Origin of the sequence: Pseudomonas sp. NFX71, assembly GCF_048079215.1 — a bacterium.
GTDB classification, from domain to species: domain Bacteria; phylum Pseudomonadota; class Gammaproteobacteria; order Pseudomonadales; family Pseudomonadaceae; genus Aquipseudomonas; species Aquipseudomonas fluorescens_B.
Genome location: NZ_CP182230.1, coordinates 1687157 through 1702635 on the forward strand (window position 1 = coordinate 1687157; position 15479 = coordinate 1702635).

A 15479-nucleotide genomic window follows, 5' to 3' on the forward strand; every position below is an offset into this window, starting at 1 on the left:
CCGTCGCCCAGCGATAAAAATCTGACGTCAAAAAACAAAATCCGCTTAAACGTCCCGCGACCGAGGCGCTAAACTGCCCTTCATTCTGAGACCTCCCACGTCCGAGCCCTGCGAGCCGGTTTGAGCTGACATGACCCGCACCCATGAAATCCGCCCTGATCTGGACGAGGGGATCGACCGCAAGGTTCTCAGCCAGCTGCGCGCACGCTTTTTAAAACTCAACGAGGGCCGCATGGCCCGCGCCATGGAAGGGCTGTCGACCCGCCAGCAAGGGGTATTGACCCTGCTGCCGCTGTTTTTCCACGTCAATCATCCGTTGTTGCCGGGTTACGTTTCGGGCAGCACGCCCGCCGGGCTATCGAACTTCGAGCCCGACGCCAATGCCCTCGCCGAAGCCCAACGCCTGACCCGATCGTTTTCCTACAAGCCGCGCCACGGCAGCAATCCGCCGCGACCGATTCACGGCCTGTTTCTGATGGGCAGCCTCGGCACCCTCGCCCAGGCCGATCAGAGCGACATGGACGTCTGGGTCTGTCACGCACCGGACTTGAGCGAAAGCGAACTCAACGAGCTGCGTAAAAAATGCCAGTTGCTGGAAACCTGGGCCGCGAGCCAGGGCGCCGAAGCGCATTTCTTCCTGATCGACCCGGCGCGCTTCGTGCTCGGCGAGCGGGACAATCAACTGAGTTCGGAAGACTGCGGCACCACCCAGCACTACCTGCTGCTGGACGAGTTCTATCGCACCGCCATCTGGCTGGCCGGACGCACGCCGATCTGGTGGCTGGTGCCGGTTTACGAAGAGGCCGCCTACGACCGCTACACCCACGCGTTGCTCTCCAAGCGGTTTATCCGCGCGGACGAAACCCTTGATCTGGGACACCTGGCGTACATCCCCCCCGGCGAATTCATCGGTGCAGGACTCTGGCAGTTGTTCAAGGGTATCGAGTCCCCCTACAAGTCGGTGCTCAAGCTGTTGCTGACCGAGGTCTACGCCAGCGAACACCCCAGGGTTCAGTGCCTGAGCCTGCGATTCAAGCAAGCTGTGTTCGCCAATCGGCTCGACCTCGACGAGCTGGATCCGTACGTCGTGGTCTACCGGCGCATCGAGGAATACCTCACTGCCCGTGGTGAACCGGAGCGTCTGGAGCTGGTGCGCCGTGCGCTGTACCTGAAGGTCAACCGCAAACTCACCGGCAGCAGTCGCACCCAGAGCTGGCAGCGTTCGTTGCTTGAACGCCTGGCCCACGAGTGGCACTGGGATCATCGTCAACTGGCCCTGCTCGACAGCCGCAGTCAGTGGAAAGTCCGCCAGGTCAGCACTGAGCGCCGGGCGTTGGTCAACGAACTGAATTACAGCTACCGCTTCCTGACCGAGTTCGCCCGCAGCGAACAAACCGTCAGCCTGATCAACAAGCGCGACCTCAACGTGCTGGGCCGGCGCCTGTACGCGGCGTTCGAGCGCAAGGCGGACAAGGTCGAATTTATCAACCCCGGCATCGCCCCGGACCTGGCCGAAGACACACTGACCCTGGTGCACGCGCCCAACAAGAAAGAATCGGGGCAAACCCAGTGGGGCTTGTACAACGGCAGCCTGACCGCCCACGAGTGGGAGCACTTCGCGCCGATCAAGCGCAGCCGTCAACTGCTGGAACTGCTGACCTGGTGCCATCGCAACGGCGTCATCGACAGCAGCACCCGACTGGCGTTGCATCCCGGCGAGAGCGACCTGAGCGAGTTCGAACTGTTCAACCTGCTCGGCAGCCTGCAACAGAGCATCGCCCTGCCGCTGCCCACCGTCGCCGAAGAACCCTTGTTGCGCGCCAGCGTGCCGACCGAGGTGCTGATTCTGGTGAACGTCGGTGTTGACCCGCTCAAGCATCACCGCGACCTGAACATTCTGATGACCACCGAGCGCACCGACTCCCTGAGTTACGCCGGGGTTCGGGAAAACCTGGTACTGACCCTCGATCAGGTCACGCTCAACAGCTGGAATGAAGTGCTGGTCAATCGCTTTGACGGCCCTCACGCCCTGCTCGACTGCCTGCGCGATTACCTCAATAACCTGCCAAGCGGACCGCGACAGCCAAAATTGCGCGTGCGTTGCTTCTGCCATAACCGCGCGCAATTTATCGCGCAGCGGGTCGAAGAAGTGATCGACACCGCGCAGAACCTGCTGCTGAGCAAACTCAATCATCGCTACCTGATTCAGGTCCAGCAGCATTACCACGTGCTGGAACTGGTGCCAGGGCAGGTCAATCACGTCGCCCTCGCCACCCTGCCGGCACTGTTCGATTACCTGGGCGAAGAACTGGCAAGCTACAGCCCGCTGCACCTGGACCCGATGGCGCTGGAAGATCAGGACCTGGCGCTGATTCTGCCCATGGGCCAGCCAGACTGTATTCAGGTGTTCTACCGGATTCACGACAACCAGGCCGATCTGTACGTGATGGATGAATTCAACGCCTTGTGGCAGCAGTGTTTGCCCTATCACGACGAACAAAGCCTGCTGGTGCCGTTGCAACGCTTCCTGCAATCGATCCAGTACCGGCGCGATGCCTTGCTGCCGATGGACGCTGCCCAGCCATTGAGCCTGGACACGCTGTATTACCAACTATTGCCATCCGGCCCTGGGCGAGCCCGCCGGGTCGAGCCCAAAAACCCACCGCAAACCCCGGTCAACAAACCGTTCTACGACGTGCAGGCAATCGTCGGCAAAGCCGCACCGGGCGAAGTGCACGTCACGTTGTATTGCAATCAGCGGGAATTTTCAGAGCTGGAGCATGGCGAGCAACTGTTCAGTGTGGTCGCCCGGGAAATTGTCGAACAGCGCCGCGAGACCGAACGCTATCGCTGCTACATCACCGACCTGGACCTCTCGGGCCTGCTCGGTGATGGTCAGAGTTCAAGCAATTTGTATTTGCGCTACAAGGCCGATCTGGAGCGCGCACTGAACGACGCGCTCGAGTTGGTCTGAAGAAAAGCTTATTCCGGGAAGTCGCCGCCATGGGCGGGCTGCGATTCGACTGCCAGCAGGGTCAGTTTCAGAGTCTTGCCGCCAGGTGCCGGCCAGTCGATGTGCTGGCCGACCTTCAGGCCCAGCAGTGCGCTGCCGACAGGCGCCAGAATGGAGATCTTGCCTTCGTCAGCGTTGGCATCCTTTGGATACACCAACGTCAGGTGATAGTCCTTGCCGCTGCTTTCTTCACGGCAATGCACACGGGAATTCATGGTCACGACATCGGCGGGCACTTCATCGTGACCGACCAGCGTATCGGCGCGATCCAGTTCGGTTTGCAGCGCGATAACGCCCGGCAGCGTGTCGTCCAGGCTGTCGATCAGGCGTTCCAGACGCTGAACGTCCAGACGAGTAAGGGTGATGGAAGGTGCGGTCATGATAGAGGCAGACTCCTTTCTTCTGCACAGAAAAAGCAAAACCCCGCCAGAAAAAGGCGGGGTTTTCACGAACCTCGATGGGTTGAGGCGTTTCTGGACACTATCACAGCTCAAAAAATATACAAGTGAGGGGCGACCACAGCCCGGCGCAGACTTTGGGAGAGGAGGCTCCCTCGCCACAAAAGCCCTTATGCCAGGGCTTTGCGCTGAACGGCCTGCGCGCAGATGACCCGCCGACGATCATCATCCGCCGAGCGCCATTCGCGGATGTCTTCGACATGGCGAAAACACCCCAGGCAGACCTTCTGTTCATCCAGCCGACACACGCCGCTGCACGGCGAGGGCACCGCCGGGCTGACATTGCTGTAAAGCGGCTTTGGCGGACGAGCGGGGGCAGGCTCAGTCACGATCTCACAGACCTTCGAAATCGAATTCAGCGCCGGCCTGTTGCTTGACGATGCGCTCAAGCATCTCGCCGAGCTGCTCTTCGCTCTTGTCGCACATCCAGCGCTCGCTCTCTTCGTCGTAGTCGAAGTGGAAGCCACCCGATACCGCCGCCAGCCACAGCTGACGCAGGGGCTCCTGGCGGCTGAAGATCAACTGGCTGCCGTTTTCGAACTTGACGGTGAGCACACCGGCCGAGCTCTCCAGATCGATATCCAGGTCGCTCTCATCGAAAATATCCTCCAGCGATTGCTGGGTAGCATCGACCAGATCGTGGAAACGGGCTTCGGTCAAACTCATTGCGGCAACCTCAAAAAGTGTCTGTTCACGCTCAAGCGCCGCAAGATACGGGCGAGCCCCAGTGATTGCAAAGAATAACGACCCAGCACCGATTTAGGTACATCAAACACCGCCCCTGTGGGAGCGGGCCTGTGGTGAGGGGATTTATCCCCGTTCGACTGCGCAGCAGTCGCAAGCACTCCCGATTAGCGAACTGCTGGGGCTGCTGCGCAACCCAACGGGGATAAATCCCCTCACCACAAAGGTTCGCTCCCACAGGGATTGCACCTAACTGGCCAAGCCCCGCCGGACGGGAGCCCGGTCGCATAGGCAAGCTGCCGGGTGGCCGGTATACTCCGGCGCAATTAACGCATTTTCAAGGATTTCGCCATGAAGCGCCTGATCTCTTCCCTTGCTGCGCTCGTCGCGGTTGCCTGTCTTGTGTCGGCCTGTGGTCAAAAAGGCCCGCTGTACCTGCCCGACGAAAACCAGGACCCGGCCGAGCAGGCGCAGTCCTCGCAAAAGCAGCCGTCGAAGGCACACAAGCACGACGTCTACCAATAAGGGAACCGCCATGGACGCTTTTAACTACCGTGACGGTGAGCTGTTCGCGGAAGGGGTTGCCCTGTCCGCCATCGCCGAACGCTTTGGCACACCGACCTACGTCTACTCCCGCGCCCACATCGAAGCCCAGTACCTGGCGTTCGCCGATGCGCTGGCCGGCATGCCGCACCTGGTCTGCTTCGCGGTCAAGGCCAACTCCAACCTGGGTGTCCTGAATGTCCTGGCGCGTCTGGGCGCCGGTTTTGACATCGTCTCCCGTGGCGAGCTGGAACGCGTTCTGGCCGCCGGCGGCAGCCCCGACAAGATCGTGTTCTCCGGTGTCGGCAAGACCCGTGACGACATGCGCCGCGCCCTGGAAGTCGGCGTGCACTGCTTCAACGTCGAATCCACCGACGAGCTGGAGCGCCTGCAAGTGGTCGCCGCCGAGCTGGGCGTTCGCGCCCCGATCTCGCTGCGCGTGAACCCGGACGTCGATGCTGGCACCCACCCGTACATTTCCACCGGTCTCAAAGAGAACAAGTTCGGCATCGCCATTGCCGACGCCGAAGACGTGTACATCCGCGCCGCGCAACTGCCGAACCTCGAAGTGGTCGGCGTCGATTGCCACATCGGTTCGCAACTGACCACCCTGCCGCCATTCATCGACGCCCTGGACCGCCTGCTGGGCCTGGTCGACCGCCTCGGCGATTGCGGCATTTACCTGCGCCACATCGATCTCGGTGGTGGTTTGGGCGTGCGTTATCGCGATGAAGAGCCGCCACTGGCTGCCGACTACATCAAAGCCGTGCGCGAGCGTCTCGACGGCCGCGACCTGGCGCTGGTGTTCGAACCGGGCCGCTTCATCGTCGCCAATGCTGGCGTGCTGCTGACCCAGGTCGAGTACCTCAAGCACACCGAACACAAAGATTTCGCCATCGTCGACGCGGCCATGAACGACCTGATCCGTCCGGCGCTGTATCAAGCCTGGATGGACGTCACCGCCGTGCGCCCCCGTCAAACCGCAGCACGTGCCTATGACATCGTCGGGCCGATCTGCGAGACCGGCGATTTCCTGGCCAAGGATCGTGAGCTGGCCCTGGAAGAAGGCGACCTGCTGGCCGTGCATTCGGCCGGTGCTTATGGGTTTGTCATGAGTTCCAACTACAACACCCGCGGCCGTGCCGCCGAAGTGTTGGTGGACGGTGATCAGGCAGTTGAAGTGCGTCGCCGTGAGACGGTAGCCGAGTTGTTTGCTGGCGAAAGCCTGCTGCCGGAGTAAAACCATGCTGCTGCGTTTTACCAAGATGCACGGCCTGGGCAATGACTTCATGGTCCTCGACCTGGTCAGCCAGCACGCGCACATCCTGCCCAAGCATGCCAAGCAATGGGGCGACCGGCACACCGGCATCGGTTTCGACCAGTTGCTGATCGTCGAAGCGCCGAGCAACCCTGACGTGGATTTCCGCTATCGGATCTTCAACTCCGACGGCTCCGAAGTGGAACAGTGCGGCAACGGTGCGCGCTGTTTCGCCCGTTTTGTGCTCGACAAGCGCCTGACCGCAAAACGGCAGATTCGCGTCGAAACCAAAAGTGGCATTATCGAGCTGGATATCCGCAGCGACGGCCAGATCAGCGTCGACATGGGCGCACCGCGCCTGGTGCCGGCCGACATACCGTTCGTTGCCGACAGTCAGGCGCTGAGCTACTCGCTCGACGTCGACGGCGCAGCCGTTGAACTGGCCGCCGTGTCGATGGGCAACCCGCATGCGGTGTTGCGCGTCACGGATATCAACAACGCACCGGTGCATGAACTGGGGCCGAAAATCGAACATCACCCGCGCTTTCCTGCGCGGGTCAATGTCGGTTTTCTCCAGGTCATCGACCGGAACCGCGCGCAGTTGCGCGTCTGGGAACGCGGTGCCGGGGAAACCCAGGCCTGCGGCACCGGCGCTTGTGCTGCTGCAGTGGCCGCGATCAGCCAGGGGTGGATGGATTCGCCGCTATTGATCGACCTGCCCGGCGGGCGTCTGTCCATTGAATGGGCAGGCCCAGGCCAACCGGTCTTGATGACCGGCCCGGCAGTCCGTGTTTACGAAGGACAAGTACGTCTTTGAGTGAGTCAAACCCATGACCGACAAGCCCCAGGTTCCCGCCCGACAGCCCGACGAATCCCCTTCCGAAAGCCTTGAGGCGGCGGCGATTGCCGCGTACCTGGAGGCTCATCCGGACTTCTTCGTCGAGCACGAAGAACTACTCCCGGCCATGCGCATTCCGCACCAGCGTGGCGACACCATCTCGCTGGTCGAGCGCCAGATGACCATCCTGCGCGATCGCAACATCGAATTGCGCCATCGCCTCTCGCACTTGATGGACGTGGCCCGCGACAACGACCGCCTGTTCGACAAGACACGCCGCCTGATTCTCGCCTTGATGGACGCCAGCAGCCTGGAAGACGTGGTGATCAGCGTCGAAGACAGCCTGCGCCAGGACTTTCAGGTGCCTTTTGTCAGCCTGATCCTGCTGGGTGACAACCCGATGCCGGTCGGCCGCTGGGTGACCCACGCCGATGCGCAAACCGCCATTGGTGGTTTGCTCTCGGAAGACAAAAGTGTCAGCGGCAGCCTGCGCGAGCATGAACTGGACTTCCTGTTCGGTGAAGAGCAGCGCAAGCAGATTGGCTCCACCGCCGTCGTCGCCATCAGCCATCAAGGCATCCACGGCGTGCTGGCCATCGCCAGCCGTGATCCGCAGCACTACAAAAGCTCGGTGGGCACGCTGTTCCTGAGCTACATCGCCGAAGTCATGGGCCGCGTGCTGCCACGGGTCAACAACTCCCTTCGCTCGGTACGCTGATCGTGGAACGGCAACTGGACGCTTACTGCGATCACTTGCGCAGTGAGCGGCAGGTGTCGCCCCACACGCTGTACGCCTATCGCCGCGACCTCGACAAGGTGCTGGGCTGGTGCGTCAAACAGAACATCGACAGCTGGGCCACCCTGGATATTCAGCGCTTGCGCAGCCTGATCGCTCGCTTGCATTCCCAGGGTCAATCGTCGCGCAGCCTTGCGCGCCTGCTCTCGGCCGTGCGCGGGCTCTATCACTATCTGAATCGCGAAGGCCTGTGCGATCACGATCCGGCCAACGGTCTGGCGCCGCCGAAAGGCGAACGACGGCTGCCGAAGACCCTCGACACTGACCGCGCCCTGCAACTGCTTGAAGGTGCGGTGGAGGATGATTTCCTGGCGCGCAGGGATCAGGCGATCCTGGAGTTGTTCTACTCCTCCGGCTTGCGCCTGTCGGAGCTGACAGGACTCAATCTCGATCAACTGGACCTGGCTGACGGCATGGTCCAGGTGCTCGGCAAAGGCAGCAAGACCCGACTGTTGCCGGTGGGTAAAAAGGCCCGCGAAGCGCTGGAGTTGTGGTTGCCATTGCGCGCCATGACCAATCCGGCAGATGACGCGGTGTTTGTCAGCCAGCAAGGTCGGCGCCTCGGTCCTCGGGCCATTCAGGTGCGAGTCAAGGCCGCTGGCGAGCGCGAGCTGGGGCAGAACCTGCACCCGCACATGCTGCGACATTCTTTCGCCAGTCACTTACTGGAATCTTCGCAAGACCTGCGAGCCGTGCAGGAATTGCTCGGCCATTCGGACATCAAGACTACCCAGATCTACACCCACCTGGACTTCCAGCACCTGGCGACGGTCTACGACAGCGCCCATCCACGGGCCAAACGCATTAAGGGCGATGATTCATGACGATCCAATTGATCACCTTCGACCTCGACGACACCCTGTGGGACACCGCCCCGGTGATCGTCAGCGCCGAAGCCATCCTGCGTGAATGGCTGACCGAACATGCACCGAATCTGGGCGCGGTGCCGGTGGAGCATTTGTGGACGATTCGCGAGCGCATCCTGAGCAGCGAACCGGGACTCAAACATCGCATCAGCGCGTTGCGTCGGCGAGTACTGTTCCATGCGCTGGAAGAGGCCGGCTATGACCATGGCCAGGCGTCCGACCTGGCTGATCAGAGTTTTGAAGTGTTTCTGCATGCGCGGCACCAGCTCGAAGTATTCCCCGACGTGGAGCCGACTCTGGAGGTCCTGGCGAAACACTACGCGCTGGGCGTGGTCACCAACGGCAATGCCGATGTGCGCCGGTTGGGGCTGGCGGATTACTTCAAGTTTGCGTTGTGCGCCGAAGACATTGGCATCGCCAAACCGGATGCGCGACTGTTTCATGAAGCGTTGCAGCGTGGCGGCGCGACCGCGCAAACGGCGGTGCATATTGGCGATCATCCGGGTGATGACATTGCCGGGGCGCAGCAGGCGGGGTTGCGGGCGATCTGGTTTAACCCGCAAGGCAAATTGTGGGAAGCGCAGAAGTCGCCGGATGCCGAGATTCGCAGCCTGACCGAATTGCCGGCGTTGCTGGCGCGGTGGAACGCCCAACACTGATCCTGAAAACACCACAAAACCCTGTGGGAGCGAGCCTGCTCGCGATGAGGACTTAACATTCAAAATAGATAGTGGCTGACACACCGCCATCGCGAGCAGGCTCGCTCCCACAAGGGATTGCATCGCCCCGAAAATTTTATCCCTCCCATGAAAAAGCCCGCAGCGACGGCGGGCTTTTTCAGCAAGCAGGAAGCAAGCGCTTAGATAGGCCGGCTGCCGTACTTGTTGTCAGGCTTCTTGGGAGGATCGGCGACCACATTGGCCTCCACTTCCTGCACCTTGCCGCCCTTGGCCAGGAACTCTTCCATGGCTTTGGCCAGGGCATCGCGCTCCTTGTTTTTTGCTTCGACGCTCGGCAGCTCATCGACCGATACCGCAGCCTTGGCCTTTCCTTTGGCGGTCGGAACGGGCGCTTCCCCGCCGTCGTCTTCAACGACGTCGTCGGTCGCAGCTTCCAGGCCTTCCTCGGTTTCGTCGTCGCCTACTTCGAGGTCGTCGTTTTCCAGATCATCGTCGCTCATGTTCTACCTCATGACTTGCGAAAAGCAGATTAGTTATAGCCCAGCTTCACCGTCTGTCGACAGCCGCCGGAAAAATTCGATAACCACTGGTGACCAGCGGTTCATGCCTCTTCACCGTGCAAGGTGGCGAGGACTTTACGGGCACCGCCAAAATCACGGTGCTCGCCCAGATAAACGCCTTGCCAGGTCCCCAACGCCAGTCGGCCTGCCGAAACCGGCAAACTGAGCTGACAGCCAAGCACGCTGGCCTTGAAGTGCGCCGGGAGGTCGTCCAGGCCTTCGTCGTTATGCTCATAGCCGTCTGTTCCTTGTGGGATCAGACGATTGAAAAATCGTTCGAAGTCGCGACGTACCGCCGGATCGGCGTTCTCGTTGATGGTCAACGACGCCGAGGTATGCTGCAGCCACAAATGCAACAGACCGACCCGACACGCCTTGATTTCAGGCAGGCCGGCGAGTAACTCGTCCGTTACCAGATGAAAGCCCCGGGGCCTCGCCCGCAGGGTAATCAGAGTCTGTTGCCACATACAGTTCTCCGCACGTTCGGGGCGCATTCTAGCGCGCTCTGGGAAAAAACAAAGGCCCTAATATTCCTTCAATCATGTAAGCCATTGGCCGCAGAAAAACGCCCGTCGTAAACGCCCTTAAACGTGTACGAAAAAACCTTTCAGCAGGTCCTTCACTGACAAATCCCAGACAAAAAAATGCCCGGCAAGCCGGGCAAATTTTTATGCGCGTGCTTACAAGTTGTAGCCGCGTTCGTTGTGGAGTGCCAGATCGATACCGACGGCCTCTTCTTCTTCGGTGATACGCAGACCCATGACGGCGTCCAGCACCTTGAGAATGATGTAAGTGACGATCGCGGTGTAGATCACCGTGAAGCCCACGCCTTTGCACTGAATCCAGACTTGTGCGGCGATGTCGGTAACGGTGCCGAAGCCACCCAGCGACGGTGCAGCGAACACACCAGTCAGGATCGCGCCGAGGATACCGCCGATACCATGCACACCGAAGGCGTCCAGGGAATCGTCATAGCCGAGCTTGCGTTTCAGGGTGGTGGCGCAGAAGAAGCACACCACGCCCGCTGCCAGGCCGATCACCAGCGCGCCCATCGGGCCCACGGTGCCAGCGGCTGGCGTGATGGCGACCAGACCGGCCACAACACCCGACGCGATACCCAGTGCGCTTGGTTTGCCGTGGGTGACCCACTCGGCGAACATCCAGCCCAGTGCGGCGGCGGCCGTTGCGATCTGAGTCACCAGCATCGCCATGCCGGCCGTGCCGTTGGCTGCTGCAGCGGAACCGGCGTTGAAGCCGAACCAGCCGACCCACAGCATCGCCGCGCCCATCAGGGTGTAACCGAGGTTATGCGGTGCCATCGGGGTGGTCGGGAAGCCTTTACGCTTGCCGAGCACGATGCACGCCACCAGACCGGCCACACCGGCGTTGATGTGCACCACGGTGCCGCCGGCGAAGTCCAGCACGCCCCAGTCCCACATCAGGCCGCCGTTGCCGGACCAGACCATGTGCGCGATCGGTGCATACACCAGGGTGAACCAGATGCCCATGAAGATCAGCATCGCGGAGAATTTCATCCGCTCGGCGAAGGCACCGACGATCAGCGCCGGGGTAATGATGGCGAAAGTCATCTGGAAGGTGATGAACACCGCCTCAGGGAACAGCGCCGCAGGACCGGTCAGGCTGGCTGGCGTGACACCGGCGAGGAAAGCCTTGCCCATGCCGCCGAAGAACGAGTTGAAATTGACGACGCCCTGTTCCATGCCGGTGGTATCGAACGCGATGCTGTAGCCATAAATGACCCACAGAATGCTGATCAGACCGGTAATGGCGAAGCACTGCATCATCACGGAAAGAATGTTTTTGGAACGAACCATGCCGCCGTAGAACAGCGCGAGGCCGGGAATGGTCATGAACAGCACGAGGGCTGTCGAGGTCAGCATCCAGGCGGTATCGCCGGAATTGAGGACTGGGGCCGCCACTTCGTCTGCCGCCAAAGCAAGGCTGGGCATTACGAGGGACAACAGGGCTCCTAGCCCTGCGAATTTACGCAGAGTCATATTGTTTTCTCCTGGGGCGTTGGGTTTGTGGCGGCTTAGATTGCGTCGGTATCGGTTTCGCCGGTACGGATGCGAATCGCCTGTTCCAGATTGACCACGAAGATCTTGCCGTCACCGATCTTGCCGGTGTTGGCCGCCTTGGTTATCGCCTCGATAACCCGGTCCAGATCCTTGTCGTCAATGGCGACATCGATCTTCACCTTAGGCAGGAAATCGACCACGTATTCCGCGCCGCGATACAGCTCGGTGTGACCCTTCTGCCGACCGAAGCCTTTGACTTCAGTAACGGTAATGCCCTGCACGCCGATCTCGGACAACGACTCGCGCACGTCGTCCAACTTGAACGGCTTGATGATGGCAGTGACTAGCTTCATGAAAACTCTCTCCCGAATTGGTGGACTTGCCCCAGGAAAACAAACCCGACTCAAGTCTAAGCGCAGTGCCTGGCTTTGTAACGCATCGTCGGCCTTACCTGCCCGTCCGACGCCAGCTAACCGCTCCGCACGAAACACTTCCCCGTTCCGCTTGGCGCACTGCATTCGTCACAGCGACTGCATCAGTGCATGGGTTACTACCGACTAAGCAGAAAGCTTGCCATCTCGCCAAAAACCCCTGATATCAAGCGCTTGCCTGCCACGGTGGCTTGCTGCGCGCGATTGCACGACGCGTAACGCACAACAACAGTGCGGTGCCGTCCGTCCGCATGCGCGAAAAGCGTGCATCCCTGCGGTCGGGATTGACTATAGACACTGCGTGATACACTGCCCGCCATTGTTTTCAGGACATTTCCCATGCTCGCGCCCAAAGACTTCCTCGACGCCCTGACCGGCACCGCCTCCCGCCTCTTCAGCGGCGACACCCCACTGCCGAAAAGCGAAATCGAAAGCCAGTTCAAGGCGTTGTTGCAGAGCGGGTTCAGCAAACTGGATCTGGTGAGCCGGGAAGAGTTCGATAGCCAGATGGTCGTGCTGGCACGCACCCGGGCACGGCTGGAAAGCCTCGAAGCGAAGGTTGCGGAGCTGGAAGCGAAGCTGAGTCCGCCTGCCGAATAACCCTGCTGACAACGCAGCCCCCTGTGGGAGCGAGCCTGCTCGCGATTAGAGTCACCTCGGTCTACAAGCCTTCCCACACTGGCCAGACCAACCCTGTAGGACCTGTCAAAGGCTGCAATCTTCTGATCTGCCGCCCCGCCACCATCTCGGCAACGTCCTACAAAGATCACCACCGCCGTCCGATAGCGCCGTGAAGCCCAGGCTCCTAAGCTCATTCTCAGCTGAATATTCAGCACTGGGTTTGGCGACCTGGAAGCTTAAGGCGTACGACGACCATCTCTCGAGTCATGGCGGCTGTGCGTGGGAGACCTTCGGGTCTGCCGGGTTCCTTTTGCTCCGGTTCGCCAACCCGCGTACAGCTGCCACCCAATTGTTTGGCGACGATTGACGGCAGCCTCTTTAGCAAAAGGAGCTGTATTAATGAGTTGCGATAACGCTTATCTAGTCCCTCACGTCTTCACCCGCCACAAACTCCACCTCCACGCGCTTTTGATCGAAAACCAGCCGTGGTTCAGCGCCCGAGACCTGGGCCGTCTGCTTCGCCTTTACCTCGACGAACGCGCCGTCCGAAAACTCGATCCCGATCAACATCAATCCGCGCGAGTCGTCATTCACGGCATCCTCGAAAACACCCTGCTGATCAGCGAATCCGGCGTCTACGCCCTACTCGTCTACCACTACTGCCCCGAATACCGAGGCATGCGTGAATGGCTGACCCACGACGTAGTGCCAGCCCTCAGAGATGCCCAACAACCGACGTCAACCGAACGCCCGATTCTGAGCCTGCTGAACTGGCCGGAAATGTCACTGAGTTTGCTGCACTGGAATAACCAGCCGTGGATTCGGCTGCAGGATGTTCCGCTGATGATGACGGAGCGGGAGCAGGCAAGACACCCGGTGGGATCGTGGTGGAAGCGAGCTTCACGAGTATTGCAGTCGCTTTGAGTTTCCGACTACTTGCATCGGCCATCAAACATGCATAACTTCAACGCACGCGAGTGTATCCACTGAGGGTACGCAGGCCTTGGCCTCACCAAAGCCTGCAATCGAAAAACCGTCTCCTCAAGACGGTTTTTTTTCGCCCGCGATTCAGACCAAACCATTCGCAACATCCTGCGAAAATTTGGCGCCTGCGCCGCCACGCTAAATCACCACCTCCCGACTACCCTTCAAAAACCCGCAGGAAGCGGCCCCCGTAAAGCTCAAGGAACGACCATGTCCCTCTCCATCGTCCACAGCCGCGCCCAGATTGGCGTGGATGCGCCCGCCGTCACCGTCGAAGTTCATCTGGCTAACGGTTTGCCATCACTGACCATGGTCGGTCTGCCCGAAGCAGCAGTGAAGGAAAGCAAGGATCGAGTACGTAGCGCGATCATCAATTCAGGCCTGCAGTTTCCGGCACGGCGCATCACGTTGAATCTGGCGCCTGCGGATTTGCCCAAGGACGGCGGGCGGTTCGATCTGGCGATTGCCTTGGGGATTCTGTCGGCCAGCGTGCAGGTGCCGACGTTGACGCTGGACGATGTGGAATGCCTGGGGGAGCTGGCACTGTCCGGCGCGGTGCGTGCGGTGAGAGGTGTGTTGCCGGCGGCACTGGCGGCGCGCAAGGCTGGACGCTCGTTGATGGTGCCTCGGGCGAATGCCGAGGAAGCCTGCCTGGCGTCGGGGCTGAAAGTCATTGCGGTGGATCATTTGCTGGAGGCGGTCGCGCATTTCAACGGTCACACACCCGTCGAGCCTTACGTCTCCAACGGTCTGCTCTACGCCAGCAAACCCTACCCCGACTTGAATGAAGTGCAAGGCCAACTCTCAGCCAAGCGCGCTTTGCTGATTGCAGCGGCCGGGGCTCATAACCTGCTGTTCAGCGGCCCGCCGGGGACCGGGAAAACGCTGTTGGCAAGTCGGTTGCCGGGGCTGTTGCCGCCATTGGCGGAAAACGAGGCGCTGGAGGTCGCAGCCATTCAATCAGTCACCAGTTGCGTCCCTTTAAGTCACTGGCCACAGCGACCGTTCCGCCAGCCCCATCACTCAGCCTCCGGACCGGCGCTGGTGGGCGGTGGTTCGAAACCACAACCCGGCGAGATCACCCTCGCCCACCATGGCGTACTGTTCCTCGACGAACTGCCGGAGTTTGATCGCAAGGTGCTGGAGGTTTTGAGAGAACCGCTGGAATCCGGGCATATCGTGATTTCCCGGGCGAAGGATCGCGTGCGGTTTCCCGCACGCTTTCAATTGGTGGCCGCGATGAATCCGTGCCCCTGTGGATATCTCGGCGAGCCGAGTGGTCGCTGTTCCTGCACGCCTGACATGGTTCAACGCTACCGCAACAAACTCTCCGGGCCGCTGCTGGATCGGATCGATCTGCACTTGACGGTCGCCCGTGAGGCCGCGGCTTTGAATCCCGCAATCAAACCCGGTGACGACACCCTGACCGCCGCCGTTCTGGTTGCCGACGCAAGGGAGCGGCAACACAAACGCCAGGGTTGCGCCAACGCGTTCCTTGATCTGCCGGGCTTGCGCATGCATTGCAAGTTATCCACAACCGACGAAACCTGGCTGGAAACAGCGTGTGAACGGCTGACCTTGTCGCTGAGGTCAGCCCATCGATTGCTCAAGGTTGCGCGCACCCTGGCGGATCTTGAACACGTCGATCGCATCACCCGTGAACATCTGGCTGAAGCGTTGCAGTACCGGCCAACCACCCACTGAAGCT

Annotated in this window: 17 protein-coding genes; 10 read left to right on the forward strand and 7 right to left on the reverse strand. The window is 60.6% G+C overall.

Annotated elements, in window-relative coordinates:
• The first annotated feature begins 130 nt into the window (after positions 1 to 130).
• Positions 131 to 2974, forward strand: a complete 2844-nt coding sequence (locus ACM1ZW_RS07830; RefSeq protein WP_416740383.1) for a class I adenylate cyclase — start codon at positions 131 to 133, stop codon at positions 2972 to 2974.
• A gap of 8 nt (positions 2975 to 2982) precedes the next feature.
• Here ACM1ZW_RS07830 and rnk read toward each other — a convergent pair whose 3' ends face one another.
• The 3 genes from rnk to cyaY form a co-directional block, all read right to left on the reverse strand.
• The gene (gene rnk / locus ACM1ZW_RS07835; RefSeq protein ID WP_017341437.1) at positions 2983 to 3393 is read right to left on the reverse strand and encodes a nucleoside diphosphate kinase regulator; all 411 of its coding nucleotides are present in this window, start codon (positions 3391 to 3393) and stop codon (positions 2983 to 2985) included.
• Between the two features lie 188 nt (positions 3394 to 3581).
• Positions 3582 to 3800, reverse strand: coding sequence for a DUF1289 domain-containing protein (locus ACM1ZW_RS07840; RefSeq protein WP_017341438.1), 219 nt, complete (start codon positions 3798 to 3800; stop codon positions 3582 to 3584).
• A 4-nt stretch (positions 3801 to 3804) separates the two neighbouring features.
• Complete coding sequence (gene cyaY / locus ACM1ZW_RS07845) at positions 3805 to 4137, reverse strand: iron donor protein CyaY (protein ID WP_017341439.1); 333 nt, start codon at positions 4135 to 4137, stop codon at positions 3805 to 3807.
• A 369-nt stretch (positions 4138 to 4506) separates the two neighbouring features.
• Here cyaY and lptM point away from each other — a divergent pair, with 369 nt between their 5' ends.
• The 6 genes from lptM to ACM1ZW_RS07875 are packed head-to-tail and all read left to right on the forward strand — an operon-like array spanning position 4507 to position 9115.
• Positions 4507 to 4680 (forward strand): LPS translocon maturation chaperone LptM, encoded by a 174-nt coding sequence (gene lptM / locus ACM1ZW_RS07850; RefSeq protein WP_017341440.1) that lies wholly within the window; start codon positions 4507 to 4509, stop codon positions 4678 to 4680.
• 10 nt (positions 4681 to 4690) lie between these two features.
• Positions 4691 to 5938, forward strand: coding sequence for a diaminopimelate decarboxylase (gene lysA, locus ACM1ZW_RS07855; RefSeq protein WP_017341441.1), 1248 nt, complete (start codon positions 4691 to 4693; stop codon positions 5936 to 5938).
• A gap of 4 nt (positions 5939 to 5942) precedes the next feature.
• Positions 5943 to 6773, forward strand: coding sequence for a diaminopimelate epimerase (gene dapF / locus ACM1ZW_RS07860; RefSeq protein WP_017341442.1), 831 nt, complete (start codon positions 5943 to 5945; stop codon positions 6771 to 6773).
• A 13-nt stretch (positions 6774 to 6786) separates the two neighbouring features.
• Complete coding sequence (locus ACM1ZW_RS07865) at positions 6787 to 7512, forward strand: DUF484 family protein (protein WP_017341443.1); 726 nt, start codon at positions 6787 to 6789, stop codon at positions 7510 to 7512.
• Positions 7513 to 7514: 2 nt separating this feature from the next.
• A complete protein-coding gene (xerC, locus tag ACM1ZW_RS07870; protein WP_017341444.1) occupies positions 7515 to 8414 on the forward strand; it encodes a tyrosine recombinase XerC in 900 nt (299 codons plus the stop codon).
• On the forward strand, positions 8411 to 9115 hold the full coding sequence (locus ACM1ZW_RS07875) for an HAD family hydrolase (protein WP_017341445.1): 705 nt from the start codon (positions 8411 to 8413) through the stop codon (positions 9113 to 9115). Before xerC ends, ACM1ZW_RS07875 begins: the two co-directional genes overlap by 4 nt.
• A 200-nt stretch (positions 9116 to 9315) precedes the next feature.
• Here the strand turns inward: ACM1ZW_RS07875 and sutA are convergent, their stop codons facing one another.
• The 4 genes from sutA to glnK form a co-directional block, all read right to left on the reverse strand.
• Positions 9316 to 9636 (reverse strand): transcriptional regulator SutA, encoded by a 321-nt coding sequence (gene sutA, locus ACM1ZW_RS07880; protein ID WP_017341446.1) that lies wholly within the window; start codon positions 9634 to 9636, stop codon positions 9316 to 9318.
• 101 nt (positions 9637 to 9737) lie between these two features.
• Positions 9738 to 10163 carry a secondary thiamine-phosphate synthase enzyme YjbQ gene (locus tag ACM1ZW_RS07885; RefSeq protein WP_017341447.1) on the reverse strand — a complete coding sequence of 142 codons (426 nt, stop codon included), beginning with the start codon at positions 10161 to 10163 and terminating at the stop codon, positions 9738 to 9740.
• A 213-nt stretch (positions 10164 to 10376) separates the two neighbouring features.
• On the reverse strand, positions 10377 to 11714 hold the full coding sequence (locus ACM1ZW_RS07890) for an ammonium transporter (protein WP_017341448.1): 1338 nt from the start codon (positions 11712 to 11714) through the stop codon (positions 10377 to 10379).
• 35 nt (positions 11715 to 11749) lie between these two features.
• Positions 11750 to 12088 (reverse strand): P-II family nitrogen regulator, encoded by a 339-nt coding sequence (gene glnK / locus ACM1ZW_RS07895; RefSeq protein ID WP_002555808.1) that lies wholly within the window; start codon positions 12086 to 12088, stop codon positions 11750 to 11752.
• 417 nt (positions 12089 to 12505) lie between these two features.
• On the opposite strand from glnK, the gene ACM1ZW_RS07900 reads away from it, so the two are divergent.
• The 3 genes from ACM1ZW_RS07900 to ACM1ZW_RS07910 all read left to right on the forward strand — a co-directional run bounded on the left by ACM1ZW_RS07900 (position 12506) and on the right by ACM1ZW_RS07910 (position 15475).
• Positions 12506 to 12766, forward strand: a complete 261-nt coding sequence (locus ACM1ZW_RS07900; RefSeq protein ID WP_017341449.1) for an accessory factor UbiK family protein — start codon at positions 12506 to 12508, stop codon at positions 12764 to 12766.
• A gap of 420 nt (positions 12767 to 13186) precedes the next feature.
• Positions 13187 to 13711, forward strand: coding sequence for a Bro-N domain-containing protein (locus ACM1ZW_RS07905; RefSeq protein ID WP_416740384.1), 525 nt, complete (start codon positions 13187 to 13189; stop codon positions 13709 to 13711).
• Positions 13712 to 13981: 270 nt separating this feature from the next.
• Positions 13982 to 15475, forward strand: a complete 1494-nt coding sequence (locus ACM1ZW_RS07910) for a YifB family Mg chelatase-like AAA ATPase (protein WP_416740385.1) — start codon at positions 13982 to 13984, stop codon at positions 15473 to 15475.
• The last annotated feature ends 4 nt before the right edge of the window (positions 15476 to 15479 follow it).

What these genes read in the sequence shown, in the direction of transcription:
- ACM1ZW_RS07830 (WP_416740383.1), top strand. Translation starts at nt 131, where the DNA reads ATGACCCGCACCCATGAAATCCGCCCTGATCTGGACGAGGGGATCGAC.
- rnk (WP_017341437.1), bottom strand. Translation starts at nt 3,393, where the DNA reads ATGACCGCACCTTCCATCACCCTTACTCGTCTGGACGTTCAGCGTCTG.
- cyaY (WP_017341439.1), bottom strand. Translation starts at nt 4,137, where the DNA reads ATGAGTTTGACCGAAGCCCGTTTCCACGATCTGGTCGATGCTACCCAG.
- lptM (WP_017341440.1), top strand. Translation starts at nt 4,507, where the DNA reads ATGAAGCGCCTGATCTCTTCCCTTGCTGCGCTCGTCGCGGTTGCCTGT.
- lysA (WP_017341441.1), top strand. Translation starts at nt 4,691, where the DNA reads ATGGACGCTTTTAACTACCGTGACGGTGAGCTGTTCGCGGAAGGGGTT.
- dapF (WP_017341442.1), top strand. Translation starts at nt 5,943, where the DNA reads ATGCTGCTGCGTTTTACCAAGATGCACGGCCTGGGCAATGACTTCATG.
- ACM1ZW_RS07865 (WP_017341443.1), top strand. Translation starts at nt 6,787, where the DNA reads ATGACCGACAAGCCCCAGGTTCCCGCCCGACAGCCCGACGAATCCCCT.
- ACM1ZW_RS07875 (WP_017341445.1), top strand. Translation starts at nt 8,411, where the DNA reads ATGACGATCCAATTGATCACCTTCGACCTCGACGACACCCTGTGGGAC.
- sutA (WP_017341446.1), bottom strand. Translation starts at nt 9,636, where the DNA reads ATGAGCGACGATGATCTGGAAAACGACGACCTCGAAGTAGGCGACGAC.
- ACM1ZW_RS07885 (WP_017341447.1), bottom strand. Translation starts at nt 10,163, where the DNA reads ATGTGGCAACAGACTCTGATTACCCTGCGGGCGAGGCCCCGGGGCTTT.
- ACM1ZW_RS07890 (WP_017341448.1), bottom strand. Translation starts at nt 11,714, where the DNA reads ATGACTCTGCGTAAATTCGCAGGGCTAGGAGCCCTGTTGTCCCTCGTA.
- glnK (WP_002555808.1), bottom strand. Translation starts at nt 12,088, where the DNA reads ATGAAGCTAGTCACTGCCATCATCAAGCCGTTCAAGTTGGACGACGTG.
- ACM1ZW_RS07900 (WP_017341449.1), top strand. Translation starts at nt 12,506, where the DNA reads ATGCTCGCGCCCAAAGACTTCCTCGACGCCCTGACCGGCACCGCCTCC.
- ACM1ZW_RS07905 (WP_416740384.1), top strand. Translation starts at nt 13,187, where the DNA reads ATGAGTTGCGATAACGCTTATCTAGTCCCTCACGTCTTCACCCGCCAC.
- ACM1ZW_RS07910 (WP_416740385.1), top strand. Translation starts at nt 13,982, where the DNA reads ATGTCCCTCTCCATCGTCCACAGCCGCGCCCAGATTGGCGTGGATGCG.